Source organism: Priestia iocasae (genome assembly GCF_016909075.1).
GTDB classification, from domain to species: Bacteria; Bacillota; Bacilli; order Bacillales; family Bacillaceae_H; genus Priestia; species Priestia iocasae.
Window position 1 is genome coordinate 57376 of sequence record NZ_JAFBFC010000001.1, and the last position, 17426, is coordinate 74801.

At 36.9% G+C, this 17426-nt stretch carries 16 protein-coding genes; 15 read left to right on the forward strand and 1 reads right to left on the reverse strand.

Translation table 11 applies throughout. The features are described 5' to 3' along the window. The 6 genes from JOC83_RS00265 to JOC83_RS00290 all read left to right on the forward strand — a co-directional run bounded on the left by JOC83_RS00265 (position 1) and on the right by JOC83_RS00290 (position 6023). Positions 1 to 603, forward strand: a complete 603-nt coding sequence (locus tag JOC83_RS00265) for a FadR/GntR family transcriptional regulator (protein WP_205182424.1) — start codon at positions 1 to 3, stop codon at positions 601 to 603. Between the two features lie 145 nt (positions 604 to 748). Then, positions 749 to 1612, forward strand: coding sequence for an acetyl-CoA carboxylase, carboxyltransferase subunit beta (gene accD / locus JOC83_RS00270; protein WP_205182425.1), 864 nt, complete (start codon positions 749 to 751; stop codon positions 1610 to 1612). Then, on the forward strand, positions 1606 to 2583 hold the full coding sequence (gene accA, locus JOC83_RS00275; protein ID WP_205182426.1) for an acetyl-CoA carboxylase carboxyl transferase subunit alpha: 978 nt from the start codon (positions 1606 to 1608) through the stop codon (positions 2581 to 2583). The genes accD and accA overlap by 7 nt, the downstream gene beginning before the upstream one ends. A gap of 130 nt (positions 2584 to 2713) precedes the next feature. After that, the gene (gene pfkA, locus JOC83_RS00280; RefSeq protein WP_205182427.1) at positions 2714 to 3673 is read left to right on the forward strand and encodes a 6-phosphofructokinase; all 960 of its coding nucleotides are present in this window, start codon (positions 2714 to 2716) and stop codon (positions 3671 to 3673) included. A gap of 51 nt (positions 3674 to 3724) precedes the next feature. Then, entirely contained in the window at positions 3725 to 5485 is a 1761-nt protein-coding gene (gene pyk / locus JOC83_RS00285) for a pyruvate kinase (protein ID WP_205182428.1), read from the forward strand. Between the two features lie 145 nt (positions 5486 to 5630). Further along, complete coding sequence (locus tag JOC83_RS00290; protein WP_205182429.1) at positions 5631 to 6023, forward strand: FxsA family protein; 393 nt, start codon at positions 5631 to 5633, stop codon at positions 6021 to 6023. An 81-nt stretch (positions 6024 to 6104) separates the two neighbouring features. Here the strand turns inward: JOC83_RS00290 and ytvI are convergent, their stop codons facing one another. Beyond that, the gene (ytvI, locus tag JOC83_RS00295; protein ID WP_205182430.1) at positions 6105 to 7226 is read right to left on the reverse strand and encodes a sporulation integral membrane protein YtvI; all 1122 of its coding nucleotides are present in this window, start codon (positions 7224 to 7226) and stop codon (positions 6105 to 6107) included. A gap of 160 nt (positions 7227 to 7386) precedes the next feature. On the opposite strand from ytvI, the gene JOC83_RS00300 reads away from it, so the two are divergent. The 9 genes from JOC83_RS00300 (at position 7387) to hflC (ending at position 17342) form a co-directional block, all read left to right on the forward strand. After that, a complete protein-coding gene (locus JOC83_RS00300; protein ID WP_205182431.1) occupies positions 7387 to 7848 on the forward strand; it encodes a DUF441 domain-containing protein in 462 nt (153 codons plus the stop codon). Between the two features lie 356 nt (positions 7849 to 8204). Continuing rightward, positions 8205 to 9323, forward strand: a complete 1119-nt coding sequence (citZ, locus tag JOC83_RS00305; RefSeq protein WP_205182433.1) for a citrate synthase — start codon at positions 8205 to 8207, stop codon at positions 9321 to 9323. Positions 9324 to 9468: 145 nt separating this feature from the next. After that, the gene (icd, locus tag JOC83_RS00310) at positions 9469 to 10755 is read left to right on the forward strand and encodes an NADP-dependent isocitrate dehydrogenase (protein ID WP_205182435.1); all 1287 of its coding nucleotides are present in this window, start codon (positions 9469 to 9471) and stop codon (positions 10753 to 10755) included. Positions 10756 to 10871: 116 nt separating this feature from the next. Next, on the forward strand, positions 10872 to 11810 hold the full coding sequence (mdh, locus tag JOC83_RS00315) for a malate dehydrogenase (protein ID WP_205182437.1): 939 nt from the start codon (positions 10872 to 10874) through the stop codon (positions 11808 to 11810). 75 nt (positions 11811 to 11885) lie between these two features. Beyond that, a complete protein-coding gene (locus tag JOC83_RS00320) occupies positions 11886 to 12362 on the forward strand; it encodes a MaoC/PaaZ C-terminal domain-containing protein (protein WP_205184688.1) in 477 nt (158 codons plus the stop codon). Between the two features lie 267 nt (positions 12363 to 12629). Continuing rightward, positions 12630 to 13346, forward strand: coding sequence for a response regulator transcription factor (locus JOC83_RS00325; RefSeq protein ID WP_205182439.1), 717 nt, complete (start codon positions 12630 to 12632; stop codon positions 13344 to 13346). Continuing rightward, complete coding sequence (gene pnpS / locus JOC83_RS00330) at positions 13339 to 15108, forward strand: two-component system histidine kinase PnpS (RefSeq protein WP_205182441.1); 1770 nt, start codon at positions 13339 to 13341, stop codon at positions 15106 to 15108. Before JOC83_RS00325 ends, pnpS begins: the two co-directional genes overlap by 8 nt. A gap of 340 nt (positions 15109 to 15448) precedes the next feature. After that, complete coding sequence (gene hflK, locus JOC83_RS00335; protein WP_205182443.1) at positions 15449 to 16414, forward strand: FtsH protease activity modulator HflK; 966 nt, start codon at positions 15449 to 15451, stop codon at positions 16412 to 16414. Then, positions 16407 to 17342 (forward strand): protease modulator HflC, encoded by a 936-nt coding sequence (gene hflC, locus JOC83_RS00340; RefSeq protein WP_205182445.1) that lies wholly within the window; start codon positions 16407 to 16409, stop codon positions 17340 to 17342. Before hflK ends, hflC begins: the two co-directional genes overlap by 8 nt. Positions 17343 to 17426 lie beyond the last annotated feature (84 nt).

Sequence of the window (17426 nt, forward strand, 5' to 3'; positions counted from 1 at the left end):
ATGAGTGAAAGGTCAAAAGTATATGTTGAGATTCTAGAGCAAATTCGAGAAATGATGGAAGCAGATGGATTAAAAACAGGTGACAAAATTCCATCTGAGCGAGAACTTGCTGAACGGTTAAATGCGGGACGGTCTTCTGTGCGGGAAGCTTTACGAGCCTTAGAACTATTAGGAATTATTGAAACAAGGCGCGGTGAAGGTACATTTATTAAAGAAGTTGGTGAACACCAATTAATTGATGTATTAGCTACCTTTTTATTGCAAGATCATAAAGCAAAAGATGATTTAGCGGAAACGAAATATTGGCTAGAACGTACGTGTTTATACCTATCTTTAGAGCGAATGACATCGTCATCACTGCAAACATTCCAGCGGCGAATGACTAATAAAGAAGAGCAGTATGACTATCTTTTTGAAGTGTTATTCGACGTAACAGACAACCATTTATTATACAGAATTTGGAGAGCAGTCGCTGGATATGCTCGAACGATGAAAGATGTAAGTGATTGTAATGATAAAGAGAGAATGGAAATGTTAATTGAAGCAATTATAAGTGGAAATAAAAAGCAAGCCCTCCATCTCCATGAGCAATTTTATAGATAACCATTACAAGCAGAAAATGTCGAATAGGACATGTCACCTTTCTACACAAACCTTTTTTGCTTTCTTGTAAAGTAGATAAAAAGCAATGGAGTATGAATAGAGATTCTTTTGCTCACGTGTAGAAGGATCAAGAGGAGGTCATACCTTGTTAAGAGATTTATTTGCAAAAAAAAGAAAATATGCACAGATACCGTCTGAACATATAAAGCAAGATGTACCGGAAGGCATTATGACAAAATGCAAAAAGTGCAAAAAGATTATGTACACAAAAGAGCTTAATAAAAACCTAAAAGTTTGCTTAAATTGTGGACATCATCATCAAATGACGGCAAAAGAGCGTATTGATAGTTTAGTTGATAAAGGCACGTTTGTTGAGTATGACAAACATATGTTATCAGAGAACCCGTTATCATTTCCTGATTATGTAGAAAAGCTAGAAAAAGATCGTGCATCAACGAATCTAAATGAAGCGATTGTAACAGGAGAAGGAAAGATAGATGGGATGAAAATGGTCATAGCTGTTATGGATGCACACTTTCGAATGGGCAGTATGGGCTCGGTTGTAGGTGAAAAAATTACAAGAGCAATTGAAAAAGCAATGGAGCTTCAAGTGCCTTTCATTATTTTTACAGCATCTGGTGGTGCTCGTATGCAAGAAGGTGTATTAAGTCTTATGCAGATGGCAAAGACAAGCTCGGCCCTCAAAATGTTTAGTGATCAAGGTGGACTCATTATTTCTGTTATGACACATCCAACAACAGGAGGAGTTTCCGCTAGTTTTGCTTCTTTAGGAGATTATAATTTTGCAGAACCAGGGGCACTCATCGGATTTGCTGGTCGACGAATTATTGAGCAGACCATTCGTGAAGATTTGCCTGAAGATTTTCAAACAGCTGAATTTCTATTAAAGCATGGCCAATTAGATGCCGTCATTTCGCGTCATGACTTAAAAGACAAACTAATCAATATTTTAGATATTCATGTAACAGGTGGTGAAATAGAGTGGTAGGAGAACTAGAGTTTGAACGCCCAATTATTGAATTGCGTAATAAAATTCAAGAGCTAAGGGATTTCGCGACAAATACAGATGTAGATTTATCGAATGAAATTGGAAAGCTAGAGACGCGCCTAGAAAAAGTAGAGAAAGACATCTATGAACATCTAAGTCCGTGGAATCGTGTTCAAATTGCTCGTCATCCTGAGCGTCCAACAACCCTTGACTATATTTCACGCCTATTTACGAACTTTTTTGAATGCCATGGAGATCGTACATTTGGTGATGACGAAGCAATTGTGGCGGGCATTGCTAAGTTTCACGGCATGCCTATCACAGTTATTGGTCATCAGCGCGGGAAAGATACAAAAGAAAACATTCGTCGTAACTTTGGAATGCCTCATCCCGAAGGATATCGTAAAGCGCTACGCTTGATGAAACAGGCAGAAAAATTTAATCGTCCAATCGTTTGTTTTATTGATACAAAAGGTGCTTATCCAGGAAAAGCAGCAGAAGAACGAGGACAAAGTGAAGCCATTGCACGAAATTTATTTGAAATGGCTGGCTTAACAGTACCCGTTATTTGCATTGTGATTGGCGAAGGTGGAAGTGGCGGAGCCCTTGCGTTAGGAATTGGCAATCATCTTCATATGCTGGAGAACTCTACGTATTCTGTTATTTCACCAGAAGGTGCAGCAGCGCTTCTGTGGAAAGATGCAACGTTAGCAAAGCAAGCAGCTGAAACAATGAAAATCACCGCACCAGATTTAAAGGGATTGGGTATTGTGGATGAAGTCGTTCAGGAGGTAAGAGGTGGAGCTCATCGACAAGTTGACGAACAAGCTCAATACATTGATAATGTATTGAAAGAATCGTTACAGAAATTAACAAAATTAACACCTGAACAACTCGTGCACGAACGTTATTTAAAATACAAAAAAATCGGACAATTTTCGTTTGAAAACGATACCATTGGTGTAAAATAAAGAAACGTGCATCCTATTGAAAGGTAGGATGCACGTTTTCCTGTCTTGACAATGCTCCTTCTCTATTGTTTTTGCAGGTTCTTCGTGTTATTTTATAGACAGCAAAAACCTATGAGGTGAGGATTTAAAAATGAGAAAAATTGGTGTTCTTACAAGTGGTGGAGATTCACCTGGTATGAATGCTGCTGTGCGAGCTGTTGTTCGTAAGGCCATTTATCATAACTTGGAAGTATATGGTGTTTATAATGGGTATGCTGGATTAATTGATGGGAATATTAAGAAACTAGAAGTAGGCGATGTAGGAGATATTATTCATCGTGGTGGTACAATGCTTTATTCTGCTCGCTGTGAAGAGTTTAAGACAGTAGAAGGACAGAAAAAAGGGATTGAACAGCTGAAGAAATTAGGTATCGAAGGACTAGTCGTTATTGGTGGAGATGGCTCTTATATGGGGGCTAAAAAGCTAACTGAGCACGGCTTCCCTTGTGTAGGTGTGCCTGGAACTATTGACAATGATATTCCTGGTACCGATTTTACAATAGGCTTTGATACGGCGCTTAACACTGTTATTGATGCCATTGATAAAATTCGCGATACGGCTACCTCTCATGATCGTACATATGTAATCGAAGTAATGGGAAGACATGCTGGAGATATTGCTCTTTGGTCTGGCTTAGCAGGAGGCGCAGAGACCATTTTAATTCCTGAGGCAAACTATGACTTAGGAGACGTTATCGGTCGCTTAAAGCGTGGTCATGAGCGTGGGAAAAAGCATAGTATTATTATGGTTGCTGAAGGTGTAGGAAGCGGTGTTCAATTCGGCAAAGAGATTGAACATGCAACTGGCTTTGAAACGCGAGTAAGTGTGCTAGGTCATATTCAACGTGGTGGATCACCAACTGCTTTTGATCGTGTGCTAGCAAGTCGCCTAGGAGCTAAAGCTGTTGAACTTTTACTTGAAGGTATTGGTGGACGAGCTGTTGGAATTCAAAATAATGAATTAGTTCATCATGATATTCTTGAAATATTAAATGAGAAGCATGATATCGATCATAGCATGTATAAGCTTTCTAATGAATTATCGATTTAATAGTATATAAATTATTATAAATGTTGGATAACAATGTAGGAGGAAATTTGAATGCGTAAAACAAAAATCGTTTGTACTATCGGACCTGCTAGTGAAAGCGTTGAAAAGTTAGTTGAATTAATTAACTCGGGGTTAAATGTTTGTCGTTTAAACTTCTCACACGGTGACTTTGAAGAGCACGGTGCACGTATCGTAAATATTCGTGAAGCTGCTAAACAAACAGGTAAAACAATTGCTATTTTACTTGATACAAAAGGACCTGAAATTCGTACAAATACAATGGAAAATGGTGCAATTGACTTACAAGAAGGTCAAAAAATCATTGTATCAATGGAAGAAGTGATTGGTACAGTAGATAAGTTTTCAATTACGTACCCAGGCCTAGTTGACGATGTTCAAGTTGGTTCGAAAATTCTTCTAGATGATGGTCTTATTGGTTTAGAAGTATTAGAAATCAATAAAGCTGCTGGAGAGATTACAACAAAAGTATTAAACCCTGGTACATTAAAAAATAAAAAAGGTGTAAACGTTCCGAACGTAAGCGTACAATTACCTGGTATTACAGAAAAAGATGCAAACGACATCGTATTCGGTATTGAGCAAGGTGTCGATTTTATCGCTGCTTCTTTCGTACGTCGCGCATCTGATGTATTAGAAATTCGTGAGCTTTTAGAAAGACATGATGCTGGACACATCCAAATTATCTCTAAAATTGAGAACCAAGAGGGTGTAGATAACATCGATGAAATTTTAGAAGTGTCTGACGGCTTAATGGTTGCTCGTGGAGATCTAGGAGTAGAAATTCCAGCTGAAGAAGTACCACTTGTACAAAAAGAATTAATTAAAAAATGTAATGCATTAGGGAAACCGGTTATCACAGCTACGCAAATGTTAGATTCAATGCAACGTAACCCACGTCCAACACGCGCAGAAGCAAGTGACGTAGCTAATGCAATCTTTGATGGTACAGACGCAATCATGCTTTCTGGTGAAACGGCAGCAGGATCTTATCCAGTAGAGGCTGTACAAACGATGAACTCAATTGCAGCTCGTGCAGAACAAGCGCTTGATTATCGTGATATTTTACAACAACGCAGTAAGCAAGTAGGTACGACAATTACCGATGCAATTGGACAATCGGTTGCTCATACAGCGTTAAACTTAGGTGCAGCTGCAATTCTTGCTCCAACTGAAAGTGGTTATACAGCAAAAATCGTTTCGAAATACCGTCCACAATCACCAATCATTGCTGTAGCAGCAAATGATTCTGTAGCTCGTCGTCTAGCTCTAGTATGGGGAGTAACACCAATCGTTGGTGAGCATGTAAGCACAATCGATGACATGTTAGATCATTCCGTACAAGCTGGATTAAAAACAGGAATTATCTCTCATGGAGATTTAGTTGTTATTACAGCTGGAGTTCCTGTAGGAGAATCTGGAGCAACAAACTTGATGAAAGTTCAAGTTGTTGGTGATGTATTAGCAAAAGGTCAAGGTATTGGACGTAAGTCAGCAGTTGGTAAAGTAGTGGTCGCTAAGACTGCAGCTGAAGCAAATGAAAGAATGACAGATGGTGCAATCCTTGTTACAAATAGTACGGATCGTGATATGATGCCTGCTTTAGAAAAAGCAAGTGCTCTAATTACAGAAGAAGGTGGCTTAACGAGTCATGCTGCTGTAGTAGGACTAAGCTTAGGTATTCCTGTAGTTGTAGGTGTTGAAGGAGCAACAAGCACATTCACTGATGGACAAGACATTACAGTACATGCAACACGTGGTGTTGTATATGATGGACACGCTTCTGTCCTTTAATCGTACGTAAAAGCATCTATGTTCGTCCTAGCGAGGACGGACATAGATGCTTTTTTATATAGAAACAAGAATATTGATATTTTCTATTTGTAAAGTATATAGTTAAGAAAGAGAAGAGCATGATGAAGTAATAGGAGGCGTATACTTGAGAATTTTATTTCCACTCTTAATTATTGTTCCTGCTTTAGAAATCTTTTTGTTACTTTATGCAGGTAAAACAATCGGAGCCTTCCCAACATTTTTAATTGTAATGGGTACAGGGTTACTCGGTGCTTTTTTAGCTAAGAAACAAGGGTTATCAACATTAACCAAGGCGCGTGAACAGCTTTCTTACGGTGAGCTTCCAGGACAAGCTATTTTGGATGGGATTTGTATTTTAGTTGGTGGAACCTTGTTGTTAACCCCAGGATTTGTGACAGATGCTTTTGGCTTTTTCTTATTGTTTCCGTATACACGTAAATTCGTGAAGCCGTCTTTAGCAAAATGGCTGGAAAGATTTTTTCAAAAGCGAAATCATATAACGATTATCCGAAGATAGTATGGAAAGGCCCTATCTGTAAATCTTCCACGAGGAGGAAGGAATAGATAGGGCCTTTCACTATGATGAGAAACTGGTTTGTTAGGTAGTTGGCTTTTTATTAATAATAAAATACCAAATATCTTGAAATACACCAGCTGTATAAAGGGTTCGAACAATAACAAGTGTGACCGGTCCGGCAATGAGTCCTAAAAAGCCAATAAGTTTAAATCCAATAAACAGGGAAATTAACGTGGCTAAAGGATCTAACCCAATACTAGATGATAATACTTTTGGTTCCATGATTTGACGTTGTACAATGACAATGCCATATAAAACGGAAAGTCCAATTGCAAACGAAATATTTCCACTAGCAAATGCGTAAATCAACCATGGAACGAAAATAAGCCCTGTGCCTAAATAAGGTAAGATGTCGACAAACCCTATTAATAAAGCGATTGTAATGGCATATTCTACACGTAAAATGAGCAGTCCAATTAATACAATAACCGTTGTAATTGAAATAAGGGTTAACTGCGCTTTTAAAAAGCCAAATAAAGCTTTCTTTAAATCCAAAAAGACCGTCTTACTGCTTTGTCTTGCTTTTGAAGGAAGGATTTTGCGTCCTAGCGCGGCTAGTCTGTCCCAGTCTTTGCTAATAAAGAATGTAGCAAGTAAAGAAAAAATAATAACGGTTGCGATGTTAGGAAGTAATGCAATAATGTTAGGGATGGCTTGCAAAAAATTTGTTAAAAACGCTCCAACTGTTTCGGTAATTTTAGCGCCAAAGCTTTGGATATTTGCAATAATCGTTTCTTGTTGACCTGAGTTTAAGCTATTGAATAAAGAGGAAATCTGGTTGTAGAGTGGAATAATCTGGCTTGCGATAAAGTTTTCAATATAGACAATAACAGCTTCCAAGTTTTCAGGAACAACCTTTGCTAAGTGTTCAGTGCCTGAAACAATTTCAGTAATTAATAATGTAACAAGACCAATGAGGAGGCCAAAAACAAGTATAAGAGAAATAAACACGGCCAAAGAACGAGGAACAGACAGTTTCTTTTCAAATACATTTACAATAGGATTAATGAAAAATGCAATACTAAGTGCAATGATAAATGGATAGGTAAGTGTTGACGCATAATAAACAATAAAGATGCCAATAATGACAGCTAATAATACGATTATAAAGCGAAGCGTACTATATACATAATGCATATTCAAGCTTGTGATCTCCCCCTTATATAAATTCTGGTTTGTTTTACCATTATTGTACAATGGTCATGGCAAATACGAAAGCTATTTTCATGATGAATATAAGATAAAATTTGATTTTCTAAAAACATAATTTAACGATATAAAATACATAAAAAAGGTGATGCGAATGTTTTCACAGCCTGTTCTATTTTTACTAGTTTTACTAGCAGTTGGATTGATAGCAAAAAATCAATCTCTTATCGTTGCGGTTGCTTTGTTGCTTATTATAAAAATGATTGGATTTGATGGAAAGCTGTTTCCGTATCTACAATCAAAGGGTATTAATCTAGGGGTTACAGTTATTACAATTGCTGTCCTCGTTCCAATTGCCACTGGTGAAATTGGATTTAAGCAACTAGGAGATGCATTAAAATCGTCTTATGCATGGATAGCTTTAGCATCAGGAATTGCCGTAGCTTTAATTGCTAAGTATGGATTAAATTTATTAGAAAATGATCCACATATTACTGCTGCTCTAGTGTTTGGCACCATTCTAGCGGTTGCTTTATTTCAGGGTGTAGCGGTTGGCCCATTAATTGGGGCGGGAATTGCTTATTTATTCATGAAATTGACACAGTTATTCTCTTAAAATTTTTGTATAATAGTAATTTTTTTAAAATTTATTTATTGTTTCCATTCACAAAAGTCTGATAATTGTTTATAATATAGTTTGAAGAGACATCCATTTACATATGAATGAACGTTGCACAGATGCTAACAGAAGTATTGTAATGTTACACGTATGCTTATCATACGTGTAACATTACGAGAAAAAGAAAATGTAAGCATTTTCTTTTTCTAGAAGCTATTATTCTATTACTCTCAACACCTAAGGATGTCCAATTTCAATTTGATGTTTTTATGTTGAGCAAACGCTCAATTGTCGTTACCGTAAGTTTAGTTAACAGGGTTATGGGGAATTTTTTCTGTAAAGGAGAGAAGTTTATGACAACGACTCGAGGTTTAGAAGGGGTAGTAGCAACAACGTCTGCTGTAAGTTCCATCATTGATGACACATTAACATATCGTGGGTACAATATTGATGATTTAGCAGATTATGCTACATTTGAAGAAGTTATTTATTTACTCTGGCATGGTAAACTACCAAACAAGCAGGAATTAGCAGCTTTTACACAACTATTATCTGAAAATGCAAGCTTACCAAACGAGGTTGTAGAACATTTTCAAACATATCCAATTAAGAATGTTCATCCGATGGCAGCATTAAGAACAGCGGTGTCACTATTAGGGTTATATGATCCAGTAGCAGATGAAATGGATGAAGATGCTAATTATTTAAAGGCAGTACGTTTACAAGCACAGTTACCTACAATTGTGACAGCTTTTTCTCGTATCCGTAAAGGCTTAGAGCCAATCGAGCCACGTAAAGGTTACGGGGTAGCAGCAAACTTCTTGTATATGTTGACGGGAGAAGAGCCAAGTGAAGTAGCAGTTGAAGCGTTCGACAAGGCACTTGTCTTACATGCTGATCATGAGCTTAATGCATCAACATTTACAGCCCGTGTTTGTGTAGCCACATTATCAGATATGTATTCTGGCATTACGGCTGCAATCGGTGCGTTAAAAGGCCCTCTACATGGAGGAGCAAATGAAGCTGTTATGAAGATGCTTACAGAAATCGAAGAGGTAGAAAACGCTGAAGTATACGTGCGTAACAAGCTGAATAGTAAAGAAAAAATTATGGGCTTTGGACACCGTGTATATCGACAAGGTGATCCACGTGCAAAACATTTGAAAAAGATGTCTGAAAAGCTGACAAAGTTGACAGGTGAGACAAAATGGTATGAAATGTCATTAAAGGTAGAAGAGGTAGTAACTACTGAAAAACAACTTCCACCAAATGTAGATTTCTATTCAGCATCTGTTTATCACAGCTTAGGAATCGATCACGACTTATTTACACCAATTTTTGCTGTTAGCCGTGTATCAGGATGGATTGCTCATGTGTTAGAGCAATACTCAAATAACCGTTTAATTCGTCCAAGAGCAGATTATACAGGGCCAGGAAAACAAGCGTATATTCCAATTGAGCAGCGCATGTAAGAAACAACAAAGTATGAAAAAGTGCTCAACCTATCTCACAAACCGTTGAGCACTTTTTATCATAATTAGGTGAGTGTCTTTCTCTTCACATGTTAGAAATCATTCACATACTTGAAATTGACAAGCTTCTAGGGAGGAATTTATTGTGACACAAGGACAAAAAATTACTGTAACAGATGGCGTATTAAATGTACCAAATAATCCAATCATTCCATTTATCGAAGGCGATGGAACAGGTCCTGATATTTGGGCAGCTGCATCTCGTGTTTTAGAAGCAGCAGTTGAAAAAGCATATGACAGTCAAAAGCAAATTGTATGGAAAGAAGTATTAGCAGGTGAAAAAGCATTCAATGAGACAGGTGAATGGTTACCTGAAGAAACATTAGATGCAATTCGTGAATACATAATTGCGATTAAAGGTCCATTAACAACACCAGTGGGTGGAGGGATTCGTTCTTTAAACGTTGCATTACGCCAAGAGCTAGACCTATTTACTTGCTTACGTCCAGTTCGTTATTTCCAAGGTGTACCTTCACCAGTTAAACGACCAGAAGATACTGATATGGTTATTTTCCGTGAAAATACAGAAGATATTTATGCTGGTATCGAGTATGCAAAAGGTTCAGCAGAAGTAGAGAAATTAATTCACTTCTTACAAACAGAGATGGGCGTTGGAAAAATCCGTTTCCCAGAAACATCTGGTATCGGTATTAAGCCTGTTTCCGAGGAAGGGACAAAGCGTCTAGTAAGAGGAGCAATCAACTATGCGATTGAGCATGGCCGTAAATCAGTAACGCTTGTTCATAAAGGAAACATCATGAAGTTCACAGAAGGTGCCTTCAAAAACTGGGGTTATGAACTTGCTGAACAAGAGTTTGGCGATAAAGTATTCACTTGGGCAGAATACGATCGTATTGTAGAAAAAGAAGGAACAGGAGCGGCAAACAAAGCGCAAGCGGATGCAGAAGCAGCTGGTAAGATCATTGTAAAAGATTCAATTGCTGATATCTTCTTACAACAAATTCTTACACGTCCACGTGAGTTTGATGTAGTCGCAACAATGAACTTAAACGGTGACTATATTTCAGACGCATTAGCAGCTCAAGTTGGTGGTATTGGAATTGCACCTGGTGCAAACATCAACTATGAAACTGGCCATGCTATTTTCGAAGCAACGCACGGTACAGCGCCTAAGTATGCTGGATTAGATAAAGTAAATCCATCATCTGTTCTATTATCAGGTGTATTAATGCTAGAACATCTTGGTTGGGTAGAGGCGGCAAGCTTAATCATGAATTCTATGGAAAAAACAATTGCATCAAAAGTTGTCACATATGATTTTGCACGTTTAATGGATGGTGCAACAGAAGTAAAATGTTCTGAGTTTGCAGATGCCTTAATTAAAAACATGGAAAAGCAAGTAACAGTCTAATTACGATACTCAATATTCTAAGTAGATGTAGCTCGTTTCAACGAGCTACATCTATCAATTGGTAAGAGTCCATCTATAAAGGTTGCTTTATAGATTAAGAATAGGGAGGATTTATCATGACATTAAAGCGTAAAAAGGTTTCGGTTATTGGTGCTGGCTTTACTGGTGCAACAACAGCATTTCTACTAGCTCAAAAAGAATTAGCAGATGTTGTGTTAGTTGATATTCCACAGCTTGAAAATCCTACAAAGGGTAAGGCGCTTGATATGTTAGAAGCTAGCCCAGTTCAAGGATTCGATGCAACTATTACAGGTACATCTAACTATGAAGACACAGCGAACTCTGATATTGTAGTTATCACAGCTGGAATTGCTCGTAAGCCAGGTATGAGTCGTGACGATCTTGTTACAACGAACCAAAAAATTATGAAATCTGTTACCAAAGAGATTGTAAAGTATTCTCCTGAATGTTATATTATCGTATTGACAAACCCAGTTGATGCCATGACATATACCGTATTTAAGGAATCAGGGTTCCCTAAAAACCGTGTGATTGGTCAATCAGGTGTGTTAGATACAGCTCGTTTCCGCACCTTTGTGGCTCAAGAACTTAATTTATCAGTAAAAGATGTAACAGGCTTTGTATTAGGTGGACATGGAGATGACATGGTACCTCTAGTACGTTATTCTTATGCTGGTGGAATCCCTCTTGAGACGTTATTGCCGAAGGATCGCATAGATGCAATCGTTGAGCGTACACGTAAAGGTGGGGGAGAGATTGTAAACTTATTAGGAAATGGTAGTGCTTATTATGCACCAGCTGCTTCTATAGTAGAAATGACGGAAGCGATCTTAAAAGATCAACGTCGCGTGTTACCTTCTATTGCTTACTTAGAAGGTGAATACGGGTACAACGGTATTTATTTAGGTGTACCCACTATTTTAGGCGCAGGTGGCATCGAGCAGATCATTGAGTTAGAATTAACGGAAGATGAAAAAGCAGGGCTAGACAAATCAGCTGAATCTGTCAAAAGTGTAATGAGTGTTCTAGCATAATAAGAAGGGAAAATTCGGAGGACGCTCCGAATTTTTTCTTACATAGATAGAAAACGCTTACATTAAGGGGTGTTTATTATGCTTTTTAAGAAACGAAAGTTAGGAAGAAGTATTGATGAGATTACCATTGGAGAAAAGTTAACATTAACAGAACGAATAGAAGACAAAGATTTACTTCTCTATCTAGGTTTAACCAATGATGCAAACCCTCTTTATATTCAACATGACTATGCTTCTCAGACACCATTAAAAAGACCAATCGTTCCAGCAATTATGATTACAGGTATGATGACAGCAGCTATCTCTAAATATTTACCAGGTCCTGGATGCCATATTTTAAAACAAACAATCGAATTTCCTAAAAGGGTTTATCATTACGGCACGGTTGAATTTTTGTTTAAAGTAATAGATGTAAATCATGAGGAGCATGTGATTACAATTGATGTTCAAGCAAAAGATGAAGAAGAACATCAAGTAGTGAAAGCTCAATTTGTTGTTTGCCCTCCATATAAAGTCCCTTCGATTGAAGAACATGAATTTGAAAATTTTTAAAATCAAACAAGAAGAAACGAAATCAAAGTAATCTTTTGAGTCACAATATCCTTTCTCTTTAAAATTTAGTGATAAATAAAAAGAAGAACAATGGGGAAAAAGAAAGCCAAATTCTTTTCGTCCTATTGTTCTTCTTTTTTACATGTGTAAAGAATTTTCTTTGAGAACTTGTATAAATCGTTGTATGATAATGGTGACATACTAAATAATATTGGATGAAAGTGCGGTTTTTAAATCTTTTATAATATGGAGGCAGACGTTATTAATATGAGTAAGAAACTATTAGTTGTTGACGATGAACAATCGATTTCTACATTGTTACAATATAACTTACAGCAAGCAGGGTTTACAGTGGTGACTGCGGCAGACGGAGAAGAAGGATATAATAAAGCGCTTGAAGAAAACCCTGACTTAATGGTTTTAGATTTAATGCTTCCTAAAATGGACGGAATTGAAGTGTGTAAAAAATTGCGTCAACAAAAAGTGATGATCCCAATTTTGATGCTTACAGCAAAAGATGATGAGTTTGACAAAGTATTGGGGTTAGAGTTAGGTGCAGATGATTACATGACTAAGCCATTTAGCCCTCGAGAAGTTGTAGCGAGAGTAAAAGCTATTTTACGTCGTGCTCAAGTAACGAATCAAGAAACAATGGATGAAGATGAAGGAGAACGCATTTTTATTGCTGGATTAAAAATTCTTCCTGAACATTATGAGGCTTATTTTAATGACGAGCGCTTAGAGTTAACGCCAAAAGAATTTGAGCTCTTGTTATATTTGGCCAAGCATAAGGGGCGTGTATTAACACGTGATCAGTTACTAAGTGCAGTATGGAATTATGACTTTGCCGGTGATACGCGAATCGTTGATGTTCATATTAGTCATCTCCGTGAAAAAATTGAAAAGAATACAAGAAAACCGCTTTATATTAAAACAATTAGAGGACTTGGCTATAAGTTAGAGGAGCCAAAACTGGATGAATAAATTTCGTTCACGCCTTTTATTTGCTCTTTTAACCTTGATCATTGTCGTGTTAGTAGGGTTAGGATTAGTGTTAGGCCAACTGTTTAAAAGCTTTTACTTACAAACCTTTCATGAACGCATGGAAAAAGAAGCAAGGTTAGTCGAGTTATTTGTGAGAGAAGAGGGCTTAACCAATCCGTTTTTACAATCAAAGATTGACCAAATGAGTGATGTTTTAAATGTTCGTACTACTATTATTCATAAAGAAGGAAACGTACTTTTTGATGCAAATCAACGTGGTGATAAATTTAGTGTGGAGAAAAGCGTTGTCATCCAAGAAATTATCCGAAATCATTTAAATAGTACAAAAAGCTTCTACAAAGTAGACGAGGAATATGATCTATATTATTATGGTGTTCCTCTTAGAACGGATAAACAGCAAGTGGGATTTGTTATATTAAGCACATCAGTTGATTCATTAAATAGAATTAACCAACAGATATGGGGATTGTTAATTGGTAGCTTAGGGATGGCGTTAATTGTTATTTTACTTCTAGGTGTACGAATCATGAATCAATATACCCGTCCAATTGAATCGGCAACGAAAGTAGCAATGGAGCTTGCTAAAGGAAATTATAAAGCACGTACATACGAAGATTATGTTGATGAGACAGGAATGCTTAGTCAAGCAATTAACATATTAGCTCGAAATTTACAAGAATTAATTAGTGCACAAGAAATGCAGCAAGACCGGCTTCGTACACTCATTGAGAATATGGGAAGTGGAATGATTTTAATTGATAGCCGTGGCTACATCAATCTTGTAAATAGAGCCTATAAAGAACAGTTTCAGATAGATCCTGCTGATTATATGTATCGCTTGTATTATCAAGCTTTTCAACATAAAGAAGTAGTTGGAATTGTTGAAGAAATCTTTATGACTGAAATTAAAGTAAGAAAGCAAGTAGTACTTCCGATTAAGATTGAGCGAAGACATTTTGATGTATATGGGGCTCCGATTATTGGCTTAAATGATGAGTGGAAAGGAATTGTGCTTGTTTTCCATGATATTACAGAATTAAAGAAGCTTGAGCAAATGCGCAAAGACTTTGTAGCAAATGTTTCTCATGAGCTTAAAACACCTATTACTTCTATTAAAGGGTTTAGTGAAACATTGCTTGAAGGAGCGATGGAAGATACACAATTACGTGAGCAGTTCTTGGATATTATTCTAAAAGAAAGTCAACGTATGCAAGAATTAATTCAAGATTTGTTAGATTTATCAAAAGTCGAGCAACAAGGCTTTAAGTTAAACATTCAAGCTGTAAACGTTAAAGTGATGTTAGAAGAAATTGTCATGATTTTATCGAATAAAGCTGAGGAAAAGACCATTCAATTACAAACAAATCTACCTGAAGATGAAGTTTGGATTCAAGGTGATCCACAGCGTTTGAAACAAGTGTTTATTAATCTTATTAGCAATGCTGTTACATACACCCCTCAAGGTGGTCGTGTTGAAGCAGAATTAATTGAAACGCAAGAATATGTAACAATTAATATTTCAGATACAGGTATTGGCATTAGTAAAGATGAAATTCCTCGTATTTTTGAACGCTTCTATCGAGTAGATAAAGCTCGCAGTCGTAACTCTGGAGGGACTGGATTAGGACTTGCAATTGTGAAACATTTAATTGAAGCACATAAAGGGCAGATTGAAGTGACCAGTACAGTTGGAGAAGGTACAACATTCTCTGTTCAATTAAGAAAAGAGTTACATATTTAAAAGAAATTGGACAAAATTGGACGAAATTTACGTTTGCTTTACATTGTATTTATGTCAGATTAATAAAATGTTGCTAGAATAATCTTTGGAAACCCCTTCATCCAAGGAGCCAATGTAGAAAGGCGGAAGCGTATTTGCTTCCGCCTCTTCTTTTTGTATAAGGCTTTAAATACCTAACTGAATTTTAAATTTTTTGAAACTTCTCTCTTTTTGAAGCGTATATATAGGCGTAGAAAAAAGCTAGCCAACTATTTTAGGGGGAATTAAGAGCTGATAGCAGAATTGCATCATAAAAGCTCAGAAGTAGTGTGGATATAGAAAAAGAGAGAGGGTGGTACGCATGGTTAGTGTGAAACAAATTAGTAAGTTTGTAGCGATGGGAGTCGGCTTAATCATACTCGGAGTTGTTGCCTTTACAAGTTGGTATACAGTAGATGAATCGGAACAAGCTGTCATTGCAACGTTTGGAGCAGTAAATGAGGGAATTTCAGAGCCCGGCCTTCACTTTAAACTCCCATGGCCAATTCAAACTGTAGAAAAACTTTCAAAGGAAACGTTTAGCTTGCAATTTGGTTATAAAGAAAAAGACGGAGAGATTAAAGAGGTTCCTAAAGATACAAAAATGATTACTGGTGACGAAAACATTGTCTTAGCAGATATGGTTGTACAATGGAAAATTACAAATCCAGAAAAATATCTTTATAATGCAGAAAATCCTGAAGAGGTTTTATATAATGCAACGAGTGCTTCTCTTCGCAGTATTATTGGAAGCTCCAAAATTGATGATGCACTCACATCAGGAAAAGCAGAAATTGAGGCAGATGTGCGTGAATTATTATCGAATTTGATGGGGAAATACGATGTTGGTATTTCAGTTGTCAATGTAAAGCTACAAGATGTAGAGTTGCCAAATGCAGAAGTACGTAAAGCTTTTACAGATGTAACGGATGCTCGTGAAACGATGAATACGAAGATAAATGAAGCGAATAAATACCGTAATAAGCGAACAAAAGAAGCAGAGGGAGAAAGAGATGCGCTTATTTCCAATGCGGAGGGTGACAAAGCTTCTCGTATAGAAACTGCTCGTGGAGATGTTGCCGTATTTAATGCTATTTATAATGAATATAAAAATGCACCAGAAATTACAAAAACGAGATTAATATTAGAGACAATTGACAAAGTGTTGCCTAATGCAGAAATTTATATTATGAAAGATGAAGGAAATACATTAAAGTACCTTCCACTAAAACCGATGGAGCAGCAAGCACCACCAGCTCAAGGAGAAGGAAGTGATAAGAATGGATGATCAAAATATCATCAACCTAAATGAACAAAAGAAAGACAAATTAGCTTGGAAGAAATATACAAAAGGTGGTATAACGATTGTTCTCATCCTAGCACTTCTTCTGTTTTTGCTTAGCAATTTATTTGTAGTAAAAGAAAATGAATATAAGGTAGTAAGGCAATTTGGTGAAGTTGTTCGCATTGTGTCTGAGCCAGGTTTGAATATCAAAATCCCGTTTATCCAATCAGTCACGTCACTTCCAAAATATCAAATGACATATGATGTAGAAGAAGCCGAGATTAATACAAAAGATAAAAAGCGGATGATTATTGATAACTACACAGTATGGCGTATTGAAGATCCAAAGAAGTTAATTGCTAACGCTCGTTCCGTTGTGAATGCAGAAACAAAAATGGGTGAGTTTGTTTTTTCTGTTGTTCGTTCGGAACTTGGTCGCTTAAATTATGATGAAATTATTAATGATGAAAATTCAGGACGTGGAAGTTTGAATGATCAAGTGACTGAGCAAGTAAATAAGCTTTTGAGCGACAGTAATTATGGTATTGTTGTAACAGATGTTAGAATGAAGCGTACAGACTTACCACAAGAGAACGAACAATCTGTATATACTCGTATGATTTCAGAGCGTGAGACAAAGGCGCAGGAATATCTATCGATGGGTGATGCCAATAAAAATCGCATTGTCGCTGAAACAGATCGTGAAGTAAAAGAAATGCTATCAAAAGCGCAAGCGAAAGCTGAAACGATCCGAGGTCAAGGGGAGACAGAGGCAGGTAAAATTTACAATGGATCATATTCACAAGATGCAGAGTTCTATGAACTACATCGAACATTACGATCTTATATTAAAACCATTGATGATAAGAGTGTCATTGTTTTACCAGCAGATTCACCGTATGCACGTATCTTAATGGGTTATACTGATTAAAAAAGAAGCTAAGCCATGAGGCTTAGCTTTTTCTTCTGCTCTAACTTTTGCTAGAATAAAGGCAAGACTAAATAGAGGTTGAGA

Coding starts and splice junctions, on each gene's coding strand:
- pnpS (WP_205182441.1), top strand. CDS start 13,339: ATGAATAAATTTCGTTCACGCCTTTTATTTGCTCTTTTAACCTTGATC.
- JOC83_RS00300 (WP_205182431.1), top strand. CDS start 7,387: ATGTTTTCACAGCCTGTTCTATTTTTACTAGTTTTACTAGCAGTTGGA.
- citZ (WP_205182433.1), top strand. CDS start 8,205: ATGACAACGACTCGAGGTTTAGAAGGGGTAGTAGCAACAACGTCTGCT.
- pfkA (WP_205182427.1), top strand. CDS start 2,714: ATGAGAAAAATTGGTGTTCTTACAAGTGGTGGAGATTCACCTGGTATG.
- hflK (WP_205182443.1), top strand. CDS start 15,449: ATGGTTAGTGTGAAACAAATTAGTAAGTTTGTAGCGATGGGAGTCGGC.
- pyk (WP_205182428.1), top strand. CDS start 3,725: ATGCGTAAAACAAAAATCGTTTGTACTATCGGACCTGCTAGTGAAAGC.
- JOC83_RS00265 (WP_205182424.1), top strand. CDS start 1: ATGAGTGAAAGGTCAAAAGTATATGTTGAGATTCTAGAGCAAATTCGA.
- JOC83_RS00325 (WP_205182439.1), top strand. CDS start 12,630: ATGAGTAAGAAACTATTAGTTGTTGACGATGAACAATCGATTTCTACA.
- hflC (WP_205182445.1), top strand. CDS start 16,407: ATGGATGATCAAAATATCATCAACCTAAATGAACAAAAGAAAGACAAA.
- mdh (WP_205182437.1), top strand. CDS start 10,872: ATGACATTAAAGCGTAAAAAGGTTTCGGTTATTGGTGCTGGCTTTACT.